General features: G+C 42.5%; 18 protein-coding genes and 7 pseudogenes. 10 read left to right on the top strand and 15 right to left on the bottom strand.

Annotated features, from left to right (window positions below; genetic code table 11):
• Window positions 1–467 (top strand): annotated as a pseudogene (locus tag V7K56_RS34445) (hypothetical protein); the annotation flags it as partial.
• A 191-nt stretch (window positions 468–658) separates the two neighbouring features.
• Window positions 659–1,264: a L,D-transpeptidase gene (locus V7K56_RS34440; RefSeq protein WP_334918223.1), complete on the top strand. Its 606-nt coding sequence runs from the start codon at window positions 659–661 to the stop codon at window positions 1,262–1,264.
• A 515-nt stretch (window positions 1,265–1,779) separates the two neighbouring features.
• On the opposite strand, the gene V7K56_RS34435 is transcribed toward V7K56_RS34440, so the two are convergent.
• The 7 genes from V7K56_RS34435 to grpE form a co-directional block, all read right to left on the bottom strand.
• Complete coding sequence (locus V7K56_RS34435) at window positions 1,780–3,369, bottom strand: glycoside hydrolase family 57 protein (protein ID WP_334918221.1); 1,590 nt, start codon at window positions 3,367–3,369, stop codon at window positions 1,780–1,782.
• A 756-nt stretch (window positions 3,370–4,125) separates the two neighbouring features.
• Entirely contained in the window at window positions 4,126–4,890 is a 765-nt protein-coding gene (locus V7K56_RS34430; protein ID WP_334918219.1) for a Uma2 family endonuclease, read from the bottom strand.
• A gap of 247 nt (window positions 4,891–5,137) precedes the next feature.
• Window positions 5,138–6,277 (bottom strand): small ribosomal subunit biogenesis GTPase RsgA, encoded by a 1,140-nt coding sequence (gene rsgA, locus V7K56_RS34425; RefSeq protein WP_334918217.1) that lies wholly within the window; start codon window positions 6,275–6,277, stop codon window positions 5,138–5,140.
• Window positions 6,274–6,531, bottom strand: coding sequence for a sulfurtransferase TusA family protein (locus tag V7K56_RS34420; RefSeq protein WP_334918215.1), 258 nt, complete (start codon window positions 6,529–6,531; stop codon window positions 6,274–6,276). Before V7K56_RS34420 ends, rsgA begins: the two co-directional genes overlap by 4 nt.
• Entirely contained in the window at window positions 6,531–7,658 is a 1,128-nt protein-coding gene (dnaJ, locus tag V7K56_RS34415; RefSeq protein ID WP_334918213.1) for a molecular chaperone DnaJ, read from the bottom strand. The genes V7K56_RS34420 and dnaJ overlap by 1 nt, the downstream gene beginning before the upstream one ends.
• A gap of 755 nt (window positions 7,659–8,413) precedes the next feature.
• Window positions 8,414–10,372, bottom strand: coding sequence for a molecular chaperone DnaK (dnaK, locus tag V7K56_RS34410; protein WP_334918211.1), 1,959 nt, complete (start codon window positions 10,370–10,372; stop codon window positions 8,414–8,416).
• Between the two features lie 227 nt (window positions 10,373–10,599).
• The gene (grpE, locus tag V7K56_RS34405; RefSeq protein WP_334918209.1) at window positions 10,600–11,346 is read right to left on the bottom strand and encodes a nucleotide exchange factor GrpE; all 747 of its coding nucleotides are present in this window, start codon (window positions 11,344–11,346) and stop codon (window positions 10,600–10,602) included.
• Window positions 11,347–11,849: 503 nt separating this feature from the next.
• Between grpE and V7K56_RS34400 the strand changes: the two genes are divergently transcribed.
• From V7K56_RS34400 to V7K56_RS34375, 6 genes and pseudogenes are all read left to right on the top strand, one after another.
• On the top strand, window positions 11,850–13,856 hold the full coding sequence (locus tag V7K56_RS34400) for a GspE/PulE family protein (protein WP_334918207.1): 2,007 nt from the start codon (window positions 11,850–11,852) through the stop codon (window positions 13,854–13,856).
• Between the two features lie 121 nt (window positions 13,857–13,977).
• A pseudogene (locus tag V7K56_RS34395) lies at window positions 13,978–15,108 on the top strand (type IV pilus twitching motility protein PilT); the annotation flags it as partial.
• 75 nt (window positions 15,109–15,183) lie between these two features.
• Window positions 15,184–16,407 (top strand): type II secretion system F family protein, encoded by a 1,224-nt coding sequence (locus V7K56_RS34390; protein ID WP_334918205.1) that lies wholly within the window; start codon window positions 15,184–15,186, stop codon window positions 16,405–16,407.
• A 190-nt stretch (window positions 16,408–16,597) separates the two neighbouring features.
• Window positions 16,598–17,158: a hypothetical protein gene (locus V7K56_RS34385; protein ID WP_334918203.1), complete on the top strand. Its 561-nt coding sequence runs from the start codon at window positions 16,598–16,600 to the stop codon at window positions 17,156–17,158.
• A 441-nt stretch (window positions 17,159–17,599) separates the two neighbouring features.
• Window positions 17,600–18,694, top strand: coding sequence for a serine/threonine-protein kinase (locus V7K56_RS34380; protein WP_334918233.1), 1,095 nt, complete (start codon window positions 17,600–17,602; stop codon window positions 18,692–18,694).
• A gap of 344 nt (window positions 18,695–19,038) precedes the next feature.
• Window positions 19,039–19,200: a hypothetical protein gene (locus V7K56_RS34375; protein ID WP_334918201.1), complete on the top strand. Its 162-nt coding sequence runs from the start codon at window positions 19,039–19,041 to the stop codon at window positions 19,198–19,200.
• A 119-nt stretch (window positions 19,201–19,319) separates the two neighbouring features.
• On the opposite strand, the pseudogene V7K56_RS34370 reads toward V7K56_RS34375, so the two are convergent.
• Window positions 19,320–19,532 (bottom strand): annotated as a pseudogene (locus V7K56_RS34370) (iron ABC transporter permease); the annotation flags it as partial.
• An 89-nt stretch (window positions 19,533–19,621) separates the two neighbouring features.
• On the opposite strand from V7K56_RS34370, the gene V7K56_RS34365 reads away from it, so the two are divergent.
• Entirely contained in the window at window positions 19,622–20,326 is a 705-nt protein-coding gene (locus V7K56_RS34365) for a DUF1796 family putative cysteine peptidase (RefSeq protein ID WP_334918200.1), read from the top strand.
• A 14-nt stretch (window positions 20,327–20,340) separates the two neighbouring features.
• On the opposite strand, the pseudogene V7K56_RS34360 reads toward V7K56_RS34365, so the two are convergent.
• The 7 genes and pseudogenes from V7K56_RS34360 to V7K56_RS34335 form a co-directional block, all read right to left on the bottom strand.
• Window positions 20,341–20,722: pseudogene (locus V7K56_RS34360) on the bottom strand (ATP-binding cassette domain-containing protein); the annotation flags it as partial.
• On the bottom strand, window positions 20,723–20,956 hold the full coding sequence (locus V7K56_RS34355) for a DUF6887 family protein (protein WP_334918198.1): 234 nt from the start codon (window positions 20,954–20,956) through the stop codon (window positions 20,723–20,725). It abuts the pseudogene before it with no gap.
• Window positions 20,913–21,047 (bottom strand): DUF6888 family protein, encoded by a 135-nt coding sequence (locus V7K56_RS37375; RefSeq protein WP_442940368.1) that lies wholly within the window; start codon window positions 21,045–21,047, stop codon window positions 20,913–20,915. The genes V7K56_RS34355 and V7K56_RS37375 overlap by 44 nt, the downstream gene beginning before the upstream one ends.
• Before the next feature lie 161 nt (window positions 21,048–21,208).
• Window positions 21,209–23,452: pseudogene (locus V7K56_RS34350) on the bottom strand (NHLP family bacteriocin export ABC transporter peptidase/permease/ATPase subunit).
• Between the two features lie 302 nt (window positions 23,453–23,754).
• Window positions 23,755–23,998, bottom strand: a pseudogene (locus tag V7K56_RS34345) (hypothetical protein); the annotation flags it as partial.
• 10 nt (window positions 23,999–24,008) lie between these two features.
• Window positions 24,009–25,127, bottom strand: a complete 1,119-nt coding sequence (locus V7K56_RS34340; RefSeq protein WP_334918196.1) for an NHLP bacteriocin system secretion protein — start codon at window positions 25,125–25,127, stop codon at window positions 24,009–24,011.
• A gap of 66 nt (window positions 25,128–25,193) precedes the next feature.
• Window positions 25,194–25,616 (bottom strand): biotin/lipoyl-binding protein, encoded by a 423-nt coding sequence (locus tag V7K56_RS34335; protein ID WP_334918194.1) that lies wholly within the window; start codon window positions 25,614–25,616, stop codon window positions 25,194–25,196.
• Window positions 25,617–25,842: 226 nt separating this feature from the next.
• On the opposite strand from V7K56_RS34335, the pseudogene V7K56_RS34330 reads away from it, so the two are divergent.
• A pseudogene (locus V7K56_RS34330) lies at window positions 25,843–26,049 on the top strand (IS4 family transposase); the annotation flags it as partial.
• Window positions 26,050–26,306 lie beyond the last annotated feature (257 nt).

Raw genomic sequence — 26,306 nt, 5'->3', positions numbered from 1 at the left:
CAGCAACTCCAGAGCAAACTCCAGCAACTCCAGAGCAAACTCCAGCAACTCCAGAGCAAACTCCAGCAACTCCAGAGCAAACTCCAGCAACTCCAAACCAAATTCCGGCAACTCCAAACCAAGCTCCGACAACTCCAAACCAAACTCCGACAACTCAAGACCAAACTCCGACAACTCAAGACCAAACTCCGACAACTCAAGACCAAGCTCCGACAACTCAAGACCAAGCTCCGACAACTCAAGACCAAGCTCCGACAACTCAAGACCAAGCTCCGACAACTCCAAACCAAACTCCGGCTAAACCGGACGAAACCCCCGTCAAACCAAACCAACGTTCAAGTCCTAATTCAAATCCACGTACAAGACAAAGACAAAATACACAAGCCCCAACTAAAACACCAAACTCAGGCTCAACTCCAGAATCCCAACCAGCACCTTCATCTCCTGTAATTCGAGGACGAGGGTAGAACTTTTTGATTTACAATATTTAGTAATTTAGAGATAGAGAATTCAGAATTCAGACTTAAAGCTAGTTCCCAGCTAGTTGATACCTGAGTTCTGAGTTCTTACTGGTGACTAAAATTAATTATAATATTAATAATTAATGCAACAGAAAATGATACGTAGTATATATTTTTATAATACTTTCAAATTTAGTTTGACAACAATAGCAGTATTGATCTCGCTTCAATCATACGCCACTGCTCAGGTCACTAATAATCAACCAAACTATTCTCAAGTTTCTCCTCAAGTTGAATCAAATTCTCTACCATTACAGTCAAATATTCCTAACTACTCTGAGCGAAAGCGCCGATTATTACTTAAATTCCAACGTCCCATAAAGCCAATAATTCCCAATACTTCTGAGCAAGAAATCCATTTGCTACTTAAACTTAATGAACGAAAACTTTACGTTTATCGGGGTGATAGTTTACAAGCCAGCTACCCAGTAGCTATTGGTAAACCTGGATGGGAAACACCTACAGGCAAATTTAAAATTATTCACATGGTGCAAAACCCAGCTTGGGAAAACCCTTTTGTTGGTAATAGAGAAATTGTTCCTCCAAGCTCAAATAATCCTTTAGGAGAACGTTGGATTGGATTTTGGACGGATGGAAAGGACGAAATTGGATTTCATGGTACTCCGAATGTAAAATCTGTCGGGCAAGCAGTTTCTCATGGTTGCGTTCGGATGTATAACAAGGATGTGCGTAAACTCTATGAATTTGTGAAAATCGGAACACCTGTACTAGTGAGTAAATGATAAACTCATACCAATTCAAAATTCAAAATGACGCTCTCTACGAGACGCTAAAAGCGTAGCTTGCAACTCTTACAGAGTACGCGGACTCGCTCTAAGCGTTTGCGTAGCGTCTCTAAGAGTTGCCATGCCGTTGGCGTTCGCTGTCTTCGTCTCCCAAAGAGAAGAGAAGGCTTTACGCTGCGCTAACAAAATTCACGCATTAAGAAAGCCAGACAGAATAAAGGTATGTCCGTATGTATCTGTCGCATTCTTTTTTCAAATTGGTATCATCTGCTAATTTTAAACAAGCATTTTTATCTGTAACGCGGCTTTTTCTCTATTTTCTTGTTTTTGCTCTCATCTAGAAGGCAGGAAGAAAACTGCTGTCTGTCTTCTGAAACTACTTCTTATTTCCTGATCCCAGAGACTTGTATAGCTCAGGTTAAGCGCATCTCTGTTGAAGTTGACCGCTCCTCACTACCAAATATAAGGTGGGCATTGCCCACCTTACTGCTGTTAATTACTTTTTGTGAGACTTATAGTGGACGATAGACGCGATAGTTGATTTCGGGGAAGATATTATCCATTAATTCGACTTTTTCTAGCCAACCACTGTCAATTTTGCCAACTTTAACGTCTTCATAGAGCTTATTAAACCGCATCAGGTGCGATCGCGTCCGTCTAACTGCATAAGGTACCATTGTTCCCGTCCGCATAATAAATGCCCAGTCGGAAGATTGTGCTAATAACAATTCTCGCGCTGCTTGGTTCAAGGCTTTCCACGCCAACTCATCTTCTGGTTCTAAGTGTGAGATTTCAATCATCCGTTCAGCAGCTTTGTGCAAATGCGGATAAACCCACGCGTTCGTCTCATTCAACCAATACTCGTGGAAACCCTTGAAACCCCAACTCGACTGCGAGGGACAACAAACTTGCTGCGTCGGCTGCTCCCGCAAATATTCTGCTAAATGGGTCATTCGATATGTTCCTTGGTCATACCATGACTTGCGGAATAGGTAATCGATGAACCAAGGGCCTTCATACCACCAATGTCCAAATAACTCTGCATCATAAGGCGAAACGATAATTGGCGGTCGTTGCATTATACCATAGAGATGCTCAGATTGCCGCTCTCGGTTATACATAAAGTTAGCAGCATGTTCTGCGGCCTTCTCCCTAGCCCAATAAGGATCGTAAAGTGCCTTATCTGACAGTCCTAAACCACGCCCCGTAATTTTGTGATATTTAATGCCCGTATTTTTCCGTTGACCATTGGGCATAATGTAGGGCTTGATGTACTCATATTCTGCCTCCCAGCCCAAATCTTTGTAAAATTCCCGATATTCCGCCGCCCCAGGATAGCCCACCTCAGAAGACCATACCTGTTGGGAAGATTCATGATCTCGACCAAAGACCGCAACACCAGTTTCTGTATAAATTGGGGCATAAGTGCCAAAGCGGGGACGGGGACGGGCATAAAGGATGCCATGCCCATCAGTGAGGAAGTAGCGTAACCCAGCATCAGCTAGCATCCGCTCTAAACCTTCATAGTAGGCACATTCCGGCAACCAAATGCCTCTGGGTGCTTGTCCAAAGGTTTGTTCGTAATGTTCGCAGGCTACCTGAATTTGCGCCCACACCGCTTGGGGATACATTTTCATCAACGGCAAATAGCCGTGAGTAGCGCCGCAAGTGATGATTTCCAAGTTGTTACTGTCTTGGAACTTCTTAAAAGCTGTCACCAAGTCACCATCATAGCGCTCCCATAGTTGACGCGCTTCGCTAAACTCAGTAGCATAATGTTCAGCTAAATAACGAATATGCCCGTTGTTGACATTATGTTCTACTTCTAGTGCTACAAGTTCTTCTAGTTGAGCTAAGTGTAATTCATAGCGTTCTTGAAGCAGAGGATCGCGAAGCATCGACACTAGAGGGGGTGTCATACTCATCGTGATTTTAAAGTCGACACCGTCTCGCTTTAAGCCTTCAAATACTTTCAATAAGGGGATGTAGGTTTCTGTGATGGCTTCAAAAAGCCATTCTTCCTCCAGCACGTAGTCACTTTCTGGGTGACGAACGAAGGGCAGATGTGCGTGGAGTACAAGCGCGACGTAGCCGATAGCCATAGTGATTTTGGGGTGATACTTGTAAGTTGAAGGTCGAGAGGTTTGGCTGAAATTAACAATATTTTAAGACTTTATGGGGATTGTAAAGTAGATTTGTAGCAGTTTTAAATTAATTTAAAAGCGTTGTACCAATCTTTCAGCCCCTTATCATTCCTTTTCTAGTTGTTGGTTGGCTTATTGGAGTAGAAAAATCGGGTTTCTAAGTTACAGTATTTTTGTTATCTTTATGCTTTGGCAGTTTAATAATTATTTTTGAGCCACCTTCGCGTGGCTTCAGTTTCATTCCTTCCTTAGGGGACGCTGTTCGCGTTTGACAGGCTCAAGAACCATCAAAGCTTCGGCGTGACATATCGACAAGCTCAGTACGGACACTCTTAGTCAAAGGGTTTAAATTCATGTCTGAAATTCTCTTTTCTAGGAGACGATGCGCGTAGCTTGCTTCCCTGTAAAGGTACAATTTTGAATTTTGAATTATTAATTTTGCTTTCTCTGGTGAAGTTGAGTTTGATGAGCGATGCCTACGGCGGGCTACGCCTACGCCAGAATTATACAAAAGAACGCGAACGCTGAACTCGAACGCCGAAACCTGGTAACAATGGTGATGTGATTTCGTCATCAGCCAGCAAGGTTGCGATCAGTATTTAATTGGGCAGCTTCGTAATTCTAAGTCTGAGGTTGTCCAACGGACTTGATCAGATATTGTTTGGTTCATAGCACTATTTTTCCATGACTAGTTTAGAGATAAAATTCTATTTTTTAGAGTATTTGGTTAGGGTCAATACCTGCGTTTCGCAAGCGTTCTGCTAATATTGCAGTCCGTTGACGTTCTTGTTCTAATTGTTGGTTTGCTTGCTCTAACTGTTGGTTTGCTTGCTCTAACTGTTGGTTTGCTTGCTCTAACTGTTGGTTTGATTCTTCCTCTGGCAACATTACCAACTCTCTATCTGATGTAAAGAAGCGTAATTTGCCCAAATATACTGCTAAATACAGCCCTAACTGCTGACTCCACAACCAACCCAACTCAGTGGGTACAAGTTCTTGATATTGCCCGTCAACTAAGTGAAATCCCTGAAATTCTAGGTTATTTGGGTCAAACCAAAAGTAATCTGGAGTACGAAATGTATTCTGGTAAATTTGCTTTTTCAAACCTTTATCAACTGAGGCAGTGGAATTAGATAATAGTTCAATAATCACATTGGGGTATTTGCCGTCTTCTTGCCACACAACCCAGCTTTTACGGTCTTTTTTCTCTGTATCTAAAACCACAAAGAAATCAGGGCCTCGAAATTCTTCTGACTTTTTCTGGTTGGGACTGAAATAGATTGTCAGGTTGCCGGTAGTATAAAAATCTTTATGATCGCGCCACCACCATTTAATCAGGCGAATGAGTAAATCAATTTGTTCGCGGTGTAAATCAGATTCCAAGGGGGGTTCATCACTATAGATATCATCACCTGGTGGGAAAATTATACTCTCAGTGACAGCTTGTAAACTAGGGGTGTTGGCAATGGGCTGAGACATACAAGATACTTTTTCTGTTTGTATCTATGCTATCGTGACCAACCTTTGGATTATGAATGCGTAGGCGCAGGTGATCGTAAACATCGCACTTTTTATCGTACATTCAAGGGTTTAAGACCCCTCTGTTACAAAGTTCTGAGCCGAGGAAACCTCGGCTCAGACTTTGCGCTACGTCTTGTCGTAGCATATTTTGAGTCGGGGTTTAAATCCCCGAATCAAAATGTCTTTAATTTTGAATTTTGAATTGTTAATCCTCATCCCGATATAACTCTTGCAAGTCCTGTAACTGAGTCTTCCGAGAAATCCGGCGATATTTTTTACTTTCTAACTTGGGTTCGTATTGACTCTGCCCTTTGCCTTTGCTTTTGCTTTTTAACTTCAAGGTAGATTCTGGATCGGCTTGTTGGTGTAGCTGTATTTGATGAGCGATCGCCGTGTCCAAAAATTCTAAATAATGTTCGTATCGTTCCCAGTCTCCCCGTACCGCACACTCAGGTTCGTCTCGATGCAGACAATTACTAAACCGACAACTAGCAACTGCTAACCGCTTTCTTGCTTCTGGGAAATAATAAATTAATTCTTCTGGGATACAATCCATATCTGGCTGATTAAAGCCGGGAGTGTCTGCCAGTAAACCACCGCTAGGTAACTCAAATAATTCTATATGGCGAGTGGTATGACGACCACGAGCTAATTTACCAGAAACTTCTCCGACTCGGAGCACAAGAGAGTCAATTAGCGTATTAATCAGGCTGGATTTACCGACACCAGAAGGCCCAACGATTACGGTAATTTTATTGCTTAAATATTTAGCTGCTTGGTCGGTATTTATACCATCTTTGATGCTGATAAATATTGGTTGATAGCCCCAACTGAGCAGGCGATCGCTAACTTGTTGTTGTTCCGGTAGTGAAATTAAATCACTTTTATTCAAACATAAAAGCACATCTAAGCCAGTAGACTCGGCTTTAATTAGAAAGCGACTCAACTGATAAGGTTCCAAAGGTGGATCGGCTACGGCAAATACTAATAAAATTTGGTTGACATTGGCGATCGCCGGACGATCTAACTCACTTTGGCGGGGTAAAACCTCAGCGATCGCACCCCGTCTCCCAGCCCAATCTGGCTCTTCTACCACAACGCGATCGCCTACCATCACCTGTTGTCCAATTTTTTTCAGGCGTGTTCGGCGAGTACAAAGCAGGAGAGGAGAGGTGGGGGCAGGGGAGCAGAGGGGCAGAGGGGCATTTAAATTCAGTTTCTCCTCTGTTTCCCTGCTTTTCTGCTTTCCATACTGTTCATCCAGCTGTACTCGGTAAAAATTAGCCTGTACAGCTACCACCGTACCCAATAATTGTCCAGTTGCGGCAAAAATTTCCCCTGTCATTGGCTAACAACTGGACGGCGCACTAATAGAGAAAAATAACTAGTGCAGTCTGTAATTTGTTCTACTTGATAACCTGCCATTGCCAAACTATCAGGAACCTGCTCAATTGGCTCACCTGGGTCTAACCAGACTTCTAGCAAACCTCCCAATGGCATTTTCTCCAAACGTAATTTTGTCCGCACGAAATTAATCGGGCAAGGGGTGCCTCGTAAATCAAGTTGAGCATCGGGAGTTAAAACAGAAGAGGGCTTCATCACTTAAATAAATTTCCCAAGAATCCTTCTAAACCGCCTTTACCAGTGCGATCCCCCTTAATTTTAGCCAGCTTCTCCAACAGTTCCCTCTCCTCTGGGGTGACTTTATTGGGAATATCAATTAATACGTTTAGCATGTGATCGCCACGACTTACAGGATTACCCAAGCGAGGTACACCGCGGTTTTCCAATTTCATTACTGTATTCGGCTGAGTTCCAGCTGGAATGATTAGTTCTACTGGCCCATCTACCGTATCTACCTCTAACCGACAACCTAAAATCGCTTGCAGGTAGCTAATTTTGATTTCCGAAAGAATATTAATACCATCCCGTTGGAATTCCTCGTCTTCATTCACGAACAAGTAAACGTACAAATCCCCAGAAGGGCCATTACGTTGACCAGCATCGCCTTCACTAGAAATCCGCAAGCGAGTGCCATTATCCACCCCCGCTGGAATGGTAATTTTGAGTTTCTTGGTGACTTGATTTGCGCCCTTACCATCACAGGCATCACATTTATCTTCAATTACCATCCCTGTGCCATTACAGGTGGGACAAGTCGAGACTTGGGTGAAACTGCCAAAGGGCGTTCTGGTGACACGGCGTACTTGACCCGATCCGCTACAAGTCGAACAAGTCCGAGGGCGGGTTCCAGGTTTAGCACCAGAACCGCTACAAACTTCACAATTTTCTAGATGGGAAATGCGAATTTCTTTTTCGCCACCAAATATCGCTTCCCGAAAGTCTAACTTCAGGTCTAGCCGCAGGTCATCACCCCTCGCAGGCCCACTCCGCCGTCTTTGTTGCGTGGGATTACCCATACCGCCAGCAAAGCCACTAAAAATGCTTTCAAAGATATCGGCAAAACCACCCATATCGCCGACATCTTGAAAGCCCGCGCCAGCACCCGATACACCCTCTGGGCCAAAGCGATCGTAACGAGCGCGGGTTTCGGGTTCTGAGAGCACCTCATAAGCGCGGTTAATTTCTTTAAAGCGATCCTCCGCCCCCGGTTCTTTGTTCACATCTGGGTGATACTTCCGGGCTAGACGGCGATAGGCTTGTTTGATTTCTTCTTTGTCAGTGTCACGAGAGACACCCAGGATTTCATAATAGTCGCGGGCCATATAGCAAAGGTAAAAGTTAGAAGGAAGAAAGCAGAAGTCAGTAGAACGTAATTCACGGTCACTTGCTACTCTATGGATTAAGTGTTTTGCCTACAGATATGCAAGAGCAACACATTATCCTTTAGAGGGCGGCTTGCCGGAGGGCAGGCAGAAGATAAAATTAATTTTTGTTAATAACTGATTTTACCCTTTACCTTTTACAAAAATCACCGACAAATCTTGAGCAACAGGTGCTTTCCTCGTGGGAGACGACAAAAGCTATAGAAGTTAGGAGCTAGTTGTAAGCTTTTGCTCAGACTTCTCACTGCCGAGTCGGCTGTCTCTTTTACAATTGTGCTACGTAGGAGAGGAAAACTCGCCCATCAACCAGAGGAGCTAGCCGCACCATTAGGTGTGGAAAACCACCCTTATGCTTTGAATTGGCTTTGAACTTGCACATTGCCTAGCCCAAAGTAATTTGCTTCTACAATCTAGCAAACCGCTGGGGTCTTGTGAAACTTCACTAAATCTAAATATTTAGGTATATTAAAATATCTTAATAAAAATTTGCAACTTAGGAGAGTGGGGAAGCAGGGAGCAGGGAGCAGGGGACAAGGGGACAAGGGGGACAAGGGGGAATTATTGAATAAGTCTCTCCGAAGTTCTGATGCCTACGGCGGGCTACGCCAACGTCGGAAGCCGGCGCTCAGACTTCTCTCCTTGTCTCCCCCCTCTACTTTGTCTCTTCTTCATCCCCCATGCCCCATGCCCAACCCCTAATCTATCGCCTCATAATCAGCCTGAGCAGTACTTTCTTCGTCAAAATCAAAGTTGAATTGTGGTATTAGCGTGCCATTCATTGGTGAGTCTACTTCTGGGGTAAAGTGACCAGATAAACCCTCCTCAATCTCATCAGTTTGGCTGTTAGCTCGATTGTATACATCAGCACCAATTGCAAATAAGGTTTGTTGGAAGTCGTCTAAGCGCTGCTTAAATTCCACTGTGGAAATGCTGGAGTCAATCATTGCAGCTTGGAGTTGTGCAGCTTTTTCACTGGCCAAGGTTTTCATCTGGTCGCCAATAAAGTTGCTATTATCCTTGATGGTGGATTGATAACTGAACAACAAATTATCTGCTTGGTTTTTGAGTTCAACCAGTTCTTTACGTCTTCTATCTTCTTCGGCAAACAGTTCTGCCTCTTGGCGCATCCGTTCGACTTCGTTGCTACTCAAACCACCTGTATTGGTAATCCTGATACTCTGTTCTCTACCTGTACCTTTATCTTGGGCAGAAACCTTCAGGATGCCGTTGACATCGATTTCAAAGGATACTTCAATTTGCGGTACACCACGGGGAGATGGGGGAATTCCTGCGAGTAGAAACTTGCCCAGACTCTTGTTATCTCGTGACATTGCCCGTTCACCTTGGAGGATGTGAATTTCCACTGAGATTTGTCCATCAACGGCTGTGGAAAAAACTTGTGACCGACTCGTAGGAATTGTAGTGTTGCGTTCAATAATTTTGGTGAACACTTCACCCAAAGTTTCAATTCCCAAGGATAGAGGGGTGACATCCAGTAGTAAGAGATTATCGACTTCACCACCTAACACACCTGCTTGAATAGCTGCTCCTAATGCTACGGCTTCGTCAGGGTTGACAGAGCGATCAGGAGCTTTGCCGTTGAAAAACTTAATTAGCGCGTTTTGGACTGCGGGAATACGCGTAGAACCACCTACCAAAATAATCCGATCTATGGATTGTGGTTTGAGATCTGCATCTTTGAGCGCTTGAATCATTGGTTCGATGGTCGCTTCAATTAATTTGGCGGCGAGTTCTTCAAATTTTGAGCGGCTGAGTTCCATCTCTAGATGCTTTGGTCCGGTGTCATCAGCCGTGATAAACGGCAAGTTGATGGAGGTATTCACCATACTGGAGAGTTCAATTTTTGCCTTTTCCGCTGCTTCTCGCAGGCGTTGCAATGCCATCTTGTCTTGGGAAAGGTCGATTTTCTCTTGTTGCTGGAAGCGGTCCATCATCCAAAGGACGATCGCATTATCAAAGTCGTCGCCACCCAAGTGATTGTTACCACAAGTCGCCTTAACTTCAAAAACGCCATCCCCAAGTTGCAGGATCGATACGTCAAACGTACCGCCTCCCAAGTCAAATACTAAAATTAGCTGCTCTTGGTCTTGCTTTTCTAATCCGAAAGCTAAAGCCGCAGCTGTTGGTTCATTGATGATTCGCAAAACTTCTAGTCCTGCAATCGTGCCAGCATCTTTAGTTGCTTGTCTTTGAGCATCTGTGAAATATGCTGGTACGGTGATCACTGCTTGAGTGACCTCCTCACCCAAAAAGTTTTCCGCATCCTGCTTAAGCTTTTGCAGGATCATCGCGGATAATTCTTGGGGTGTATAGTTTTTTGAGCGAATTTGGACATCAACGGTTTCGTCTCGACCTTTGATGCAGTTGTAGGGGACGCGATCGCGTTCTACTTCAGTATCTTCCCAACGCCGCCCGATAAATCGTTTAATACTGTAAATTGTGTTTTCGGCATTAGTTACGGCTTGGCGCTTTGCCAATTGACCAACCAAGCGATCGCCACTCTTCCCAAATCCTACAATACTTGGAGTAGTTCGTCCACCTTCAGAATTGGAGATCACAAGTGGTTGACCACCCTCCAAAACTGCGACGCAACTGTTAGTAGTGCCTAAGTCGATCCCAATAACTTTTCCCATATTTGTCAGTATTTTTACTGAATACTTCTGCTGTAATATGTCGCTGACTAACTTTTTGTTAAAAACAAAGGCTAGCGGATAACGTCTGTGGAACCTCTGTTGCTAGTAGCAACAAAGAAGTTGAAACACAACAGAGTTATCCAAAGCCTTGTCCAAGTTTTAGGTACGCGATGCTCATCCTTGCTATAACCCAGGCACTTGAGGTCAGCGAGGCGAGCGACTACAGCTTAACTGCTGGCTGAACTCGACTGATCTTCTGGTGCAAAAGGTGTATCTTCTTTGGGAGCAGCTACTTTGACCATTGCATGGCGTAACACGCGATCGCCCAAGTAATATCCGCGCACTAACTCTTCTAACACTGTTCCTTCAGGATGTTCATCCGTAGGTTCCCGCATTACTGCTTCGTGCAGGTTAGGATCGAATTGTTGACCTTCGGGACGCATTGGCGATACACCCAAGCGCTTCAGGCTATCTACTAATTGTTTGTAAACGCCTTGGTAACTTTTGTGCATAGTCATTTCGCCATCAGATTGCGGTTTGAGGTGCGATCGCGCCCGCTCAAAATTATCGACTACTGGCAGCAATTCCAAAATCGTGTTCCGCTTCACCTGCAACTCAAGGTCTTCTTTTTCTTTGCTAGTGCGTTTCCGGTAATTCTCAAAATCAGCGGCAATCCGCATATATTGAGTACTACGCTCTTCCAGTTGTGTTTTGACGGACTCGATTTGTTGAGTCAGTTCTGTCAAAGCTGCCCGTTCTACTTCAGTTTTCTCAGTTGCGGCAACGCTATTTTCTGAATTGACAGCAGTATCGCCTGATATATTTGTTTGGGCTGCCACTTGCTCTGTCACCTCGCTACCAGATTCATTGAAATTAATGTGGGCTGGGGAGTCACTCTTCATTGCTTGCTTTACCTCTGTTGGTTCACCCAATTGCTGGCTTGTATTGTTTATCTGTTTATTTTCATCGATCATTGTCTACTCATTCCAGATCCTATTTATGGCAGTGTATCTCTACAGCTTGCAACCGTCGTCATCCACGACTTGCCACTGAGGCTGATTTTATTGCCGACAAGTTCCTGAAAGTTATGTAACCGTCTTCTTATTGTGACAAATGGTGAACACGTTAGCCCAGACGCCGCTGAGGCGGGAACCCGAACGAGTAATTTGCAATAGTAGCGCTGAAGGTGACTCGCCCCTTATCTTAATTTGAAAATATCTTTAATTTTTTGGACTTACGCACACTCTATGAATTCTTGGTGTTCTTCTCTACGAGACGCTGTGCGTTGGCAGAGCCTCTCGCAGAGAAGGCGTCTTGACGGTTCGACAAATAAAGCTTTTGGGTGATTTTTGCGTAAGTCCTAATTTTGAATTCAAACCAAAGTGATGTGAATCAGGACTTTTTTGGGAAATGAGAATTCTATCTCACACTACGGGAATACTTTAAGCAGAGGTTCCCCCTACTCATTCGCTCATTTATGACTTACTCGTCAGCACAACGGCGCAGTACCGCTCTAACTACCAGAACAGAGTTTTCGCCCTTCGGCAACAAGCTAGTGCAATCTGGCTATGTCAATACCGAACAGATGAGGCAGGCACTAATTGAAAGCCGCAAATCTGGCAGACCTTTAACAGAAGTATTAGAGTCAATCACTGGGCAACAACTATCGCCTGAGCTGCTCAGGCAATACAAAAAACAACAGCTATTTGAACTTAAAATACTATACGGAGTTGAATTCCTCGATCCAGAAGTCAATTCCGTTGGCAACACAATGATGGGGAACCTGATTGAAACCCTCATCCCAGTGGATATCTGCCGTCGCCATCGCTTAGTACCACTGTCGAAACACGAAGACCAAACCCCGCCCTCAGTTTTAGTGGCGATGGTTGCTCCAGATAATCTAGAGGCTTCCGATGACCTGAACCGCATCTTGCGCCCCCAAGGTTTGGCCTTGCAGCGTATGGTGATTACACAGGAAGACTACCAGCAGCTAATCAACCAATACCTGGATGAAGTGGCTGTTAAGCAGAAGCACCTAGAACGAGAAAACTCTACAGATATTAGTCAAGATTTAGAAAATCTCGGAAATCTTGATCTTGCGGATGCTCCTGAAGAAATGGAGGCCGATTTAGGGGCAGCGATGAAGGGCGCAGAGGATGCCCCAGTTATCAACCTAGTTAATAGAATCCTAGCTAAAGCCTTACATGAGGGCGTTTCTGACATTCATATCGAACCGCAAGAAGAAAACTTACGCATTCGCTTTCGAAAAGATGGCGTACTGCGTGAAGCTTTCCCCTTAATGCCGAAAAAAATCATCCCAGCGGTGACAGCCCGATTTAAAATCATCTCCAATCTAGACATTGCTGAACGGCGCCTACCCCAAGATGGACGTATCCGTCGGCTGTTTGAGGGACGTAAGGTGGACTTTCGGGTGAATACCTTACCCAGTCGCTACGGGGAAAAGGTGGTACTGCGAATTTTGGATAACTCTTCCACCCAACTGGGATTAGATAAGTTAATTACCGATCCAGAGACTTTGGATATTGTCAAGGATATGGTTAGCCGTCCCTTTGGGCTAATTTTGGTAACTGGGCCAACTGGTTCTGGGAAAACAACCTCGCTGTATTCTGCACTCTCAGAAAAGAACGATCCCGGAATTAATATCAGTACTGTGGAAGACCCAATTGAGTACAGTCTTCCAGGAATTACTCAAGTACAGGTGATTCGAGAAAAAGGGCTAGATTTTGCTACCGCTCTGCGGGCTTTCTTACGGCAAGATCCAGATGTGCTGCTAGTAGGTGAAACGCGGGATAAGGAAACGGCAAAAACAGCAATTGAGGCTGCCTTGACCGGTCACTTAGTATTAACTACCTTACATACCAACGATGCCCCAGGAGCGATCGCTCGTTTGGGAGAAATGGGGATTGAGCCTTTCATGGTTTCTAGTTCCCTAATTGGCGTTTTAGCTCAACGTTTAGTGCGGCGTGTATGTTCTGAATGTCGCATTCCTTACACTCCCACAACCAACGAACTAGCTCGTTATGGTCTATCAGCTTCTTCAAATGTAGGAGTCACCTTCTATAAGGCTAACACCTTGACATTAGATGCGATCGCCGAAGCCAAAGCCAAAAATAACCTTTGCCCAAAATGTAATGGTGTCGGCTACAAAGGGCGTTGTGGTGTTTATGAAGTCATGCGAGTCACCGAAAACTTGCAAACTCTGATTAACGAAGATGCACCCACGGAACGCATCAAGGAAGTAGCAATAGAAGAGGGGATGAAAACCTTGCTGGCTTATAGTTTGGACTTGGTGCGTGAAGGTTCAACCACTCTAGAAGAAGTAGAACGAGTGACGTTTACTGATACTGGCTTGGAAGCAGAGTTAAAAGCCAAACGCAAGACAGGTCTTACCTGCCGGAGTTGCGATGCCACATTAAAACAAGAATGGCTGGATTGTCCTTACTGTATGACACCTCGGTTTTAAAACTAATAGTCATTGGTCATTGGGCATTGGTCATTTGTCATTTGTCATTAGTCTTTGGTCGATGCTTAGTAACTTTAAACAAATGACAACGGACAAATAAAAAACATTAAAAGGAAGTAGAACTATGGAAATGATGATTGAAGACTTGATGGAGCAGTTGATTGAAATGGGTGGCTCGGATATGCATTTATCCGCAGGTTTGCCTCCCTACTTCCGCATCAGTGGCAAACTTACCCCCATAGGTGAGCATGTATTGACAGCCGATCAATGTCAAAGGCTAATTTTTAGTATGCTCAACAATACCCAGCGTAAAACCTTAGAGCAGACCTGGGAGTTGGATTGTTCTTATGGTGTCAAAGGTTTAGCTCGTTTTCGGGTCAATGTCTATAAAGAGCGTGGTGCTTATGCTGCTTGCTTACGGGCATTAAGTTCTAAGATTCCTAACTTTGAAAAATTAGGTCTGCCAGATATCGTGCGGGAAATGTGTGATAAGCCCAGAGGACTTATTCTGGTGACAGGTCCTACAGGTTCGGGGAAGACAACTACTCTTGCGGCAATGATTGACTTGATTAACCGCACCAAGGCAGAGCATATTTTAACGGTGGAAGACCCAATTGAATTTGTCTATGAACCAATTAAAAGCTTGGTTCACCAGCGGCAACTAGGAGAAGATACTAAGAGCTTTGCTAATGCTTTGAAAGCAGCCCTACGGGAAGATCCAGATATTATTCTGGTGGGGGAAATGCGCGATTTGGAAACGATTTCTTTGGCGATTTCTGCGGCGGAAACAGGACACTTGGTATTTGGTACGCTACACACCAGTTCTGCCGCCCAAACTGTTGACCGGATTATTGACGTTTTCCCCCATGAAAGACAAACCCAAGTGCGGGTGCAATTGTCTAACTCATTGGTAGGGGTATTTAGTCAAACCTTGGTGTCTAAGAAAAACCCTAAACCCGGTGAATATGGTCGGGTAATGGCTCAAGAAATTCTGATTGTCACTCCTGCTATTTCCAACTTGATTCGAGAAGGTAAAACATCTCAAATTTACTCAGCGATTCAAACTGGCGGCAAATTGGGAATGCAAACTCTGGAAAAGGTTTTAGCCGATTTTTACAAAGCCGGAACGATTTCCTTTGAAGCGGCAATGTCTAAGACTTCTAAGCCAGATGAAATTCAACGTCTCATTGGTAATTCTACACCGCAAGCTGCCGCAGGTGCTAAACCTGGTGTGGCTGCCAAAGCACATTAAAAGAATTGGGGATAGGGGAGATGAAGAATATTTCATCCCCTTGAGTATTTTGAATTTTGAATTTTGAATTTATTTATGCCAAACTTCGTTGCCCGTGTTCGCGATTCCCAAGGAAAATCCCGAACAGAAAAAATTGTTGCTGAATCCTTGGTACAAGCTCGAACTAATCTTAGAGATCAAGGTTTTGTAGTTCAAGAACTCAAGCAATCTCAAGGATTTCAGCCAGATGTTGCCTTCAAAAAATTTAAGAATTCCTTAGTTAAGGTTTCTGTGAAAGACAAAGCCATTTTTTCGCGTCAATTTGCCGTTTTGATGAATGCGGGAGTTGCGATCGTTAGAAGTCTGGGGGTACTTTCCGAACAGTGTAGTAATACTAAATTGAAACAAGCCCTTGTAGAAATTAGCACCGATGTTCAAAGCGGAATGAATCTTTCAGAGGCAATGCGGAAGCATCCTGACTGTTTTGACGGATTATATGTGAGCATGATTCAAGCTGGCGAAGTTGGTGGTGTTCTAGATGAAGTATTGAATCGTTTAGCCAAGTTATTAGAAGATGTTGCCCGTTTACAAAACCAAATTAAATCAGCACTGTCTTATCCAACAGTCGTGGGTTTTATAGCAGTTGCTATTTTTCTGGGCATGACTATTTTTCTTATTCCCATTTTCGCCACGATTTTTACACAAATTGGAGTCTCTTTACCACCTCTAACGCAATTCTTGATGGATGCTAGTAAGTTTTTGAGAAGTCCGGGTGCTTTCGTCCTTATCGTTGCTCTTATAGGACTGAAATTTGCCTTTACACAATACAGTAAAACTCCTGTTGGCCGCATCACAATCGATCGTTTTTCCCTCAAGATGCCATTGTTTGGTGATTTAATTCAAAAATCTTCAGTTGCCCGCTTTAGCCGGACTTTTGGTTCTTTGACTCGTTCAGGTGTACCAATTTTAACTTGCTTAGAAATTGTCCGAGATACATCAGGAAACCAAGTGATTGCTAATGCCATAGATGCAGCCCGCATGGAGATTCAACAAGGAGGTATGATTAGTATTGCTTTACAAAAAGATGCTGTTTTTCCGGCTATGGCAATTCAGATGATTAGTATCGGAGAAGAAACTGGAGAATTAGATGGAATGTTGATGAAAGTTGCCGATTTCTATGAAGATGAAGTCGAACAAGCAGTAAAAGCAATGACTAGTATTTTGGAACCAGTGATGATTGTGGTTTTAGGGGGGATGGTTGGAACCATTTTGCTAGCAATGTATTTGCCTATGTTTAAGGTATTTGAAACGCTAGGATAGGAAATTAATAGTTAAGAGTTAGAAGTTATGAGTTAGGAGTTAAAAATTTTAATTCCTAACTTTTAGCTCCTAACTGATTAATTTTATTCTTAACTCCTTACAGACGCGACGCCAGTCGCTACAACGGGGGGAACCCCCGCAACGCGCTGGCTCATTAATTGCGTCTCTACTCCTGACTATTTAATAAACTATGACTGTGCGAAAATCTCAGTACGAAGCGAGTTTGGCAGAGTACAGCAATCATCTAGCTGTGATCGCCTTACTAAAGCAATATCGGCCATACTTGGAGATGATTCCCAGTCTGCGCCGTCCAGATGAAAGTGTCATCACTATACCCTTGCCAATTGTCCGACTTCGCAATACTGCTACAACAGCCTCACAAACGATTTACTTACCCTGTGATGTCGCAATTTTGATGTGCGATCCAGAGTGGAAAATCAAAACTGGAGCAGAAGTTTTAGTCTTTATTCATCGCGCTCACGAAGACTTTTCTGATTTGTTAGGACGTTGGCGACAAACCCAAGTTTATCTGGACAATGATTATGAGTGGTTGATGCCTCTCCGTCACAGTCATATTTTGAGTGAGGGAGCTAATACTATATATCCTCTGTTTATCGTTTTTAGTGAGACTTTAGAACGCGTCAAAAGAGGCCTTGTAGGAGCCGAACTCCCATTTATTATGCAAACACCAGATTTGCTGGTTGAGGAGAATCTCACAGATATTTTCTCTTCACAAACTCCACCAGCTTAGGTACTTATAGTTAAAAAACAATTTATACAAATTTGAAAAAAGAATACGACAGATACATACGGACATTTTGTTCTGTTTGGCTTTCTTAATGCGTGAATTTTGTTAGCGCAGCGTTAGCGAGTCCGCGAGTGTCATTTTGAATTTTGAATTGGTATTATTATCCCCCGGCTAAGCCGTCCCCCTTTTGCTAAACCAGAGGGGTTTTATAATGTGTATCTTCATACAAAATTGGTATAAGTACCCACACAACAGACTTTCACCTCTACGAAACTACAAATTAGCTCGTCACACATGCGTGAAAGGGCTAGTTCTATAAATATTTTTACTTTTTGAAGAGTAATGAGGATTTGGCAAAGATTCAGTAATCTTACTGTTGTCAATAAAGAATTGTCATAGAATTAAAGACATTCATTTAAGAGTAAATATTTTATACTAATGAATCTGAATCGGTTTTCTCAAAAAACAACGAATTCTCAAGAGAGCATTTCACAACAAACTCAGTTGAGTCAGATGTGTGGTTCTAAACGGCTATTTCGCGATCGCTATGAAATACTGCAAATTTTAGGTAAAGGTGGTTTTGGTGTGACATTTTTAGCCAAAAATGCCGTATTACCTGGGCATCCACTGTGTGTCATTAAACAACTTTGTCCAAAAGTAACTACTCCCCAAAGTTGGCAAAAGGCATGTATGCGTTTTGAAAAAGAAGCAAGAACTTTGGGACAACTCGGTAGTCATTCGCAAATTCCCATGCTTTTAGACTACTTTCAGGCGAATGGGGAGTTCTTTTTAATTCAAGAATATGTGCCGGGTTTGACTTTGGCGCGAGAAGTGCGGCAAACTGGACCCAAAAGTGAAGTTTCAGTTAAGCAGTTCTTACAGGAATTATTACCTGTATTACAGTATCTTCATAAACATCATGTGATTCATCGGGATATTAAGCCCCAAAATTTATTGCGGTGTGAATATGATGGGCGCATAGTGCTGATTGATTTTGGTGCGGTGAAAGAGAAATTAGTTGATGCTTGTGAAAACTCAATCAATCAAGCTGCAAAGACCAACTTTATTGGGACTAGAGGATTTGCACCACCAGAACAGTTTTCTCTACGTCCAGTTTATGCCAGTGATATTTATGCGCTGGGTATAACTTGTATTTATATGTTGACTGCTAAAAGTCCTTTAGAATTGGACTACAACCCAAATACTGGTGAAATATCTTGGCAAAAACAGGTAAATATCAGCAACAGTTTTGCCCAGATTTTAGGAAAAATGGTGAAAATCACCTTAGAGGAGCGGTTTAAGACTGCCGATGAAGTGATAAGAGCTTTAAGTAGTGAAAGTTATTTACCTACTTTGGCAAACTGTCTAACTACCCAAAAATTAAATAATAAAAGTATTACACAACACGAAATTACACAACACAAAATTACACAACATGAAATTACACAATACGAAAATTATGATGTATACATACCACCTGTAGCCAGAACTGCTAGTGCCATTCGGAAATGGAGAGCAAGATTCAAGGAAACAAAATAGCACATACAGTAGAATTCAGAATGGGCTACGCTCCGCTGCGCTAACAGGAGTAAAACACGCTTTATCCCCATCCATGAGAGGTTAAGATAATTGCATTTTTGTCAATCAGCTAAAATACTCAAAAAAACTTTTAATAATGATAATCGTGTGCGGAGGAGGTAGATGAGGCGAGTGACATTCGCCTCATCCACCTTTACTTTATTATCATTATCATGCAGTTTTTTGATAGCTTAAATAGGGGATGAAAAAGGATTGTAACGGCAGAAAACTAAAGCAATAAGTGGGCAACATTGTTAGGTAAATTCAATTATCAAACTAAGTAATCAAAAGTTTGCTTTAGCACCATGCCCAAGCGACCAAAACAAAATTCTGACCACGCACAACGCCATAATACTCCTACTATAGATAATGAAGCGATGCCTTCTCTACGAGACGCTACGCGAACGGCGGGCTACGCCTACGCCAAACATTTAGAAGCTTTATTAACCCCAACAGTTTTTGCTTAACAAAAAGATTATAAGCAGTTAGGATTAGAGATAGAATTCTGAATTTATCGTTAATACTTGCAGCCGTATTAACGTTAACTCCGATCTACCTCTGTTACATACAGTAGACAAACTTGATATTATTCCATTTGTCTAGCTACCAGTTGAGCAAATAGCCCCTGGGTGTTAACTAGCTCCGAAAATGTACCCACCTGCACCACGCGACCTGCTTCAATCACGTAAATTCGGTCAGCATTGCGAATTGTACTGAGGCGGTGAGCAATAACTATCCGAGTAGCATTCAACTGTTCTAAACTTTCAGAGACGATCGCTTGCGTGCGGTTATCCAAGGATTAGTTATGTCTCAAAAAATGACAGCTATTTAAAATATCTTAGCTTTAGCATCATTTCAAATGACTGCTGGAGAGGAAAAGAGGAAACATTGAAACAACTAAATTACAACCATATAATTTCTTTAGGGTATGACTGTTTTCCACGCATTATACTTACACGTCATGGATATAAGCGGACAAAAGGTCAAGGGGAACTGACATTACCTTTTGATCTAGCTGTACATAAAAATTATTATGGTCTGTGTGCAATTATTGAGTCAAGCTTTAAGAATTATTGTAACCTTGATTTCCTAAGAGTAACCCAGGATGACTACATTATTGAAAATACTCAATACAATGTGAGGTTTTATCGCGAATCAATAGATGGCAAATACGAGGTATACGCATCTAACAATTTTGCCAAATTCATAGAGCGATATGAGGCGCGTATTGCTAATTTCTATCGGTATATTGCAGATGATAATATTTTGTTTGTTTATCGATGCAAACAATATCCAAGTGTCTTGAATCGGGTCATTAAATCTGTATTTCCTCAATTAACCTACAAAATAGTCGCGTTCAACACTTTTTTCCCAAGAGACGCTGTGATGTCTGACATTTACATAGATGAAGCTTGTCACAAAGAAATCGACTATTACGCACTCCCTTTTCCCTATAATAACTATGTCTGGTGGGAATTGGAGCATTATACTTCGGAGTTGGGTGTAAGATTTGAAAATAGGATCGCAGATATTATATCAAAATACGTTGATCGACTAGATCCGCAGAGTTTTGAACGCTGGCCAATGAATTAGTTTATTGTTAATAATCATTCTTCAGTACGCAGCAAGCTGGCATACTTTCCTCCTGAGTGCCATAACTCTTCATGAGTACCGCGCTGCACAATTTTACCTTGCTCCAGTACGATAATTTCATCACAATCACGAATCGTGTGCTCGTCAGTGAGCGATGACAATACAAGAGCGATCGCGTGATCGCAAATTCCGATCAATCATCAATTCTGTTTGAGCATCTAGGGCAGAAGTCGCTTTATCCATGACCAATACTGAAGGATTTCTCACTAAAGCACGAGCAATTTCTAAATGTTGGCGCTGTCCGCCACTGAGGTTCATTCCCCCTTCAATCAGCTTGGCATCATATTCCCCAGGCAGAAATAAAATCAAATCGTGAATAACTACAGAAGTACAGCTTTACGACTCACTTTGATTTAACTTAGATTTAAAAATAGCTTCGACGTCCTCATAGGGCATATCATAGGGATAAGGATAAATTTTAACATTAGGGTTGCGGCGGTTAATAAATAATTCTCTGATGGCTTCATCATCAGTCGGATGAGTCAAGATATATTTTTTCAATTCCTTACGGGTCATTTGTTTAAAATCAGGTTTCGTCATCAGTATTAAACTCCCAGTTTCCGTTTTCATAAATGGTAATTTCTAAGCTTTCCTCTCTCCCAGCAATTAAAAAGATGTATTTTTGGAGATAATCGTATCTAAATAATAAAATTGGTTGCAATAAATTAGAAAGTAGTTGACAGACAAAGATAGCAGTATCTTTTTGCTTTTCAGTAGGCAATGACTTAATGTTTCCTTTTTTTACTATATTTACAGATTTATCTTATTAACGGTTCACCTCAGCACCAAAATAAACCGCCTCCTTTGCCTTCCCATCTACAATTATCCTTCAGTACGCTGTAAGCTGGCATATTTCCCCCCTGAGTGCCATAACTCCTCATGCGTTCCTCGCTGCACCACTTTCCCCTGCTCCAGTACAATAATTTCATCGCAATCGCGAATTGTGCTGAGTCTGTGCGCTATCACAATACAAGAGCAACCACGCTGTCGCAAATTCCGATCAATCATCAATTCTGTTTGAGCATCCAGCGCAGAAGTCGCTTCATCCATAACCAATAGTGAAGGATTTCTCACTAAAGCGCGAGCAATTTCTAAACGTTGGCGCTGTCCGCCACTTAAGTTCATTCCTCCTTCAATCAGTTTGGCATCATATCCCCCAGGCAGAGATTCAATCAAATCGTGAATTGCTGCATCAGAGCAAGCCCGCACTAAGTCAGTTTGTGGTACTGTGGAATCCCATAAAGTTAGATTTTCCCGAACTGTCCCAGCAAAGAGAAAAATATCCTGTTCTACCATTGCCAAAGAGTTCGCCAAAACAGAGCGAGAAATCTGAGTTCTGGATACGCCATCAAAGTAAATTTCCCCATCCCAAGGTTCGTAAAGACCGCAAACGAGCTTGGCTATTGTAGACTTACCAGAACCACTACCACCCACTATTGCTACTCGTTTCCCTGGCTTCAAAATTAGGCTAAAGTTCTCAATCAAAGGGTTGTCCACGCGGCTGTAGCCAAAGGTGATATTTTGCAACTCAACGTAGCCCTGTAGTTGGAAGGGGAGTGGAGGAGTGGGAGAGTGGGGGAGTGGGGGAGTGGGGGAGTGGGGGGAGACAAGGGAGAGGGGGAAGACAAGGCAGAAATTCCTCCTTGTCCTCTCCCTACTTCTGCATCAACAGCGTTTTGCAGTACGTCATCAAGGCGGTTTAAGTCAGCTTCTAAATCTTGCAGCGTACTGCCGAAATTGACGAGACTGTTGATAGGAGCTAGGAAACTGGCTGTTAAACTTTGGTAGGCGACGAGCATCCCAATACTAAGGCTGCCGTTCATCACTCGCAAGCCGCCGACAATTAAAATAGAAGCCGTGGTCAGTGCTGTTAAAAGAGTAGGTATTGTTGTGAGAATTTGAGTCTGTAAAGCTAATTCCTGCTGGGCGTTGAGTGCTTTGGCATAGTACCCGGCGAATCTAGCAAACAAGTCAGACTCAAGCCCGGAAGCTTTGATTGTTTCTATAGTTTGAATGCCAGCGATCGCCACTCCATTGACCTTACCATATTCAGCCGCCAGCTTCATATTGGCATCCACACGAGTCCGCGATAGCCACTGGAGAGCAAAAAAGTTGATTGCAGTAAAACCAACAGCTACACCCGTTAGTACAAGGTCATATTGAAGCATAATTAGAAAGTAAAAGACTACCATCACCGCGTCGATGACCGTGGTAGCAAGGCGACCTGAGAGTATATCTGCTACTTTATCGTTGAGTAATACCCGACTGCTGATTTCACCTGCGAAGCGTTGAGCATAAAACCCAACTGGCAAGCGGAGAATATGCCAGAGAAACTGCCCCGACAATGTGACTGACAACTTCAGCATTAGCAAGCGTAGGTAGGTAAGCCGCAGTCTGGCAAGTAGTGCCCGTAGCACACCAGTGAGAACATTCCTAATACCAGCGGTCGTATCCAGTCAGTTCGCTCAGTAATGAGAATTTCATCCACAAATACTTGAGTCAAACCTGGCACTGTTAAACGAGGAATTGTCAGTAATAGCCCTACTATTAAGCAGAACACGATACTGTTGCATGAGTGTTTTAAGCGTGAGGCGATCGCAAAAAAATGTTAGTTTTTTGACCTCCAGTTTGAAATTCCTCTCCTGGTTGCATCATTAAAACGACACCAGTGTAAGCACGGTCAAACTCTTCAATGGAAACTGTCCGGCGTCCTGTGGCTGGGTCGTTGAGGTAGACGTGGTTTTTGGCGAACCCTTCCACCACGAGAAAGTGATTGAAATTCCAAAAGACAATGTAGGGGGGTGTCAGGGTTTTGAGGCTTTCCAGAGACTTTTTTAAACCTTTGGCATTTAAGCCATAGTTCCTTGCAGCTTTGACAATATTAAAGGCGTTGCTACCATCTCGCGAGATGCCACAATCGCGCCGCAATTCTGCCAAGGGGACAATGCGCGAGTAATAGCTGAGAATAATTCCTAAAGCAGCAGCACCGCATTCGGTTGCTTCGATTTGCAGCAGCGTGAGGGTACGGACGCGACTCGTTTGAGGTCGGGGTAGGATACTTGGCATAAAGGCAGAAGGCAAAAGGCAGAAGTAAAAGGAAGAATGTTTTTATCGTAAATCAAGGGGTTTAATACCCCTCTCTTACAAAGTTCTGATCGGAGGTTTCCTCCGATCAGACTTTGCGCTACGTCTATACGTAGCATCAATTTCAGTCAGGGTTTAAATCCCCGTCTGAAAGTGTCTTTAATTTTGAATTTTGAATTTTGAATTGTTAAGCATAGGAATAAATAGTGTATCGTCAGAAATGTTGAATAGCGATACAAAACTTTACATATTTAGTTAAAGTAGTTCTAAAAAGCCTAAAATAGTTAATATAATATCATCTCCTCAAGCCAATGAACATAACTGATTTTTTGACACATACACTATTAAATAACGGAATTTATTTAATAGTGTATGTCCTCATTGTTTGGGAATAGATATAAGCTGTAAAATCAAATATGCTACTAAACTAATGTAAATTTTTATAGTTATACCCTTAATGTTTTTGATAATTAATTTATCAAGTTTTAAGTGCATCTTTAAAAACTTCCACAACAATTCAACGCCCCATGCCTTCTTCTTAATATGTGCCCGTCCAAGAGCGAAATATAGGAATAATATAAGAGATAGGTGTGACTTCTCCAACTTTGACGCGGACTTGCGTAGTCGTACCTGATGAAATTTTGAGTGCTGGTCCATTGGAAGAAGACCATTTGTAACCGCTGACAGTGTTTGGATCTTTTTGTAGTTGGACTTGAACTTGCACGCGAGCTGCGTTACTATTTGCAAGGCTTTTAGCTAAGTCTTCGTTACCAACTTGCGCTGTAATATCTTGAGTTGTTACGGGAAAGGGAGAAACGTTAGTGATTACCCCAACAATTCCACCAAAGCGATCGCGCTTGACAACGCTGGGTGTGACTTGTACTGTCATACCAGGTTTTAGAAACTTGCCATCTTTATCAACAAAGTAAACAAGACTGGATAGTTTGGTGTTGGAGTCTTCAGTTTCAATCGTCCCAATCCGGGTACCTGCGCTGACAATTTGACCAGGGAGGACACCAATTGCCAAGACGCGACCATCATATTTGCTGATAATTTGTGCAGACTGAGTTAATTGCAGTTTCAACTGAGCAATCTTGCTTCTAACTTCCTGAATTTGATTTAATGTTTCTATGGACTTTTCTAAATCTTGTTGAACTAGTTTGGTTTTTTGGGCTTCAATATCTTTAATTTTGGTTTTAATATCGTCAATTTTATTCAAATTTTGCAGGTATTCCCGGTTGGCATTGGTTTTTTGAACTTTAATTTCTTGAATGTTATTTTTGATATCGTCAATTCTATTAAGATTTTGTAGATATTCCCGTTCGCTCGACGTTTTTTGAACATCAAGGTCTTTGAGTTGTGTTTGAATGTCTCCCAGTTGCGTCTCTTGGTTCAACAAGTCCTGCTGGGCTTGCAGCAGTACATCCTGACTAATCACTTTCTGTTGAAAGAGATGACGACGATTTTCAACTCGTTGTTGCAAAGTTTGCAGTAATGACCTAATTTTTGATGAGCGCTCCAGAAGACTTTTGCGTTTTTCTGCTAGTGCGGCAAGAGTTTGTTTGTAAAGCACTGGCTCGACTTTTTCTCTTGACAGGCTTTGCTCAACGCTTTGTCGTTTTTGCTCTAACGCTTTTAACGTTTCGGAGTGTAGCATTGGTGCTACTGACTCTCGACGCAGACTTTCTGAAAGGTCTTTTTGCTGCTGCTCAAGGGTTCTTTGTTACAGGGCTATTTGTTGCTTTTGTAGCCTATCTGTATCTTGGTTCTGCTCTTTGATCTGGATAAATTTTGCGTTTTCTTGTTGTAGTTGTTGCTTAATATTAGATTGATCTATAGTAGCGAGTACTTGACCTTGCCTAACGGTATCTCCTGGCTTGATGTTGAGGGTTAACAATTGACCACCACCAAGTGCTTGAAATTGAACCACATTACGAGGTCGGATTAACACCCCAGAACCTGTAACAGTAAGGGGAATTCGCCCAACTATACTCCAGATGCCAGCTACAGCTACCACTAAGCCCATAGAAACCAAGGGTATCCAGGCTTGGCGGCTTGTAAGCTGCATCAGTCGGTCAAGCTGTTCTGGAGAGTTCAAGCGTTCTAACGCTTCTTCACGGAAAAGTTTTCTCGCTTTATTGGGCATCTTGACGGCAAGTGTATTTACGTAGTTATTATCTGCTTGAAAACACTACGTGCATGGGGCAGAGGCAGGAAGAATTAGTACTTTAAAAGCCAAGGCGATGGATTGTTGATTATGGTTACTAGAATACCCAAAACTTGGTTATAAGTTTTATGCTTCGGTTAGATTAGCACAAACAGAGCGCCCTGCTGAACTCAGAGGGTCAGTCAACGAATATCTCTCCTTCACGGGAGGAAACATCTTTGAAGTATCATCTCTCCCATTTGACCGCATTTCTTTAGAAATGATTTACCGAGGACTTTATCATTTTAGTGTTGCCTATGATAAAGGTAAAGCTCTTGACTCCATTCAATACTTTGCTGCCAAGGAAAATCAGGATTTAGGAATAGTCAAAGCCAAACGATTGCCAGTCCCCAAGCTAGATTTATCCCTTTTTTCGCACCCTCTTGACAAAAGTGTGTACCTCACCAACTATAAATCTGCTGTAAATTGCAGTTTTTTTTAGCTAAAGTATCAAATAAATAATTAATTATGGGCAATTTAAAATACTCAAAACAAATTTAGTAAGCATTTTAACTATATTTAATAGTCAGTAATGATTAATTAATCAGGATTTATCTTCAATACTTAGTCAGTTATTGCTTGCTAAGATACAAGCAAAATTACTAGGTTTGAAAAGTTCCAAAAAATATT

Source organism: Nostoc sp. (genome assembly GCF_036917535.1).
In the GTDB taxonomy this organism is placed as follows: Bacteria; Cyanobacteriota; Cyanobacteriia; order Cyanobacteriales; family Nostocaceae; genus Nostoc.
This window is presented reverse-complemented; position numbering and strand designations above follow the sequence as displayed.

What these genes read in the sequence shown, in the direction of transcription:
- V7K56_RS34400 (WP_334918207.1), top strand. Translation starts at nt 11,850, where the DNA reads ATGACTTACTCGTCAGCACAACGGCGCAGTACCGCTCTAACTACCAGA.
- V7K56_RS34390 (WP_334918205.1), top strand. Translation starts at nt 15,184, where the DNA reads ATGCCAAACTTCGTTGCCCGTGTTCGCGATTCCCAAGGAAAATCCCGA.
- V7K56_RS34435 (WP_334918221.1), bottom strand. Translation starts at nt 3,369, where the DNA reads ATGGCTATCGGCTACGTCGCGCTTGTACTCCACGCACATCTGCCCTTC.
- V7K56_RS34430 (WP_334918219.1), bottom strand. Translation starts at nt 4,890, where the DNA reads ATGTCTCAGCCCATTGCCAACACCCCTAGTTTACAAGCTGTCACTGAG.
- V7K56_RS34375 (WP_334918201.1), top strand. Translation starts at nt 19,039, where the DNA reads ATGCCCAAGCGACCAAAACAAAATTCTGACCACGCACAACGCCATAAT.
- V7K56_RS34420 (WP_334918215.1), bottom strand. Translation starts at nt 6,531, where the DNA reads ATGAAGCCCTCTTCTGTTTTAACTCCCGATGCTCAACTTGATTTACGA.
- V7K56_RS34355 (WP_334918198.1), bottom strand. Translation starts at nt 20,956, where the DNA reads ATGAAAACGGAAACTGGGAGTTTAATACTGATGACGAAACCTGATTTT.
- V7K56_RS34340 (WP_334918196.1), bottom strand. Translation starts at nt 25,127, where the DNA reads ATGCTACACTCCGAAACGTTAAAAGCGTTAGAGCAAAAACGACAAAGC.
- V7K56_RS34335 (WP_334918194.1), bottom strand. Translation starts at nt 25,616, where the DNA reads ATGCCCAATAAAGCGAGAAAACTTTTCCGTGAAGAAGCGTTAGAACGC.
- rsgA (WP_334918217.1), bottom strand. Translation starts at nt 6,277, where the DNA reads ATGACAGGGGAAATTTTTGCCGCAACTGGACAATTATTGGGTACGGTG.
- dnaJ (WP_334918213.1), bottom strand. Translation starts at nt 7,658, where the DNA reads ATGGCCCGCGACTATTATGAAATCCTGGGTGTCTCTCGTGACACTGAC.
- dnaK (WP_334918211.1), bottom strand. Translation starts at nt 10,372, where the DNA reads ATGGGAAAAGTTATTGGGATCGACTTAGGCACTACTAACAGTTGCGTC.
- V7K56_RS34385 (WP_334918203.1), top strand. Translation starts at nt 16,598, where the DNA reads ATGACTGTGCGAAAATCTCAGTACGAAGCGAGTTTGGCAGAGTACAGC.
- grpE (WP_334918209.1), bottom strand. Translation starts at nt 11,346, where the DNA reads ATGATCGATGAAAATAAACAGATAAACAATACAAGCCAGCAATTGGGT.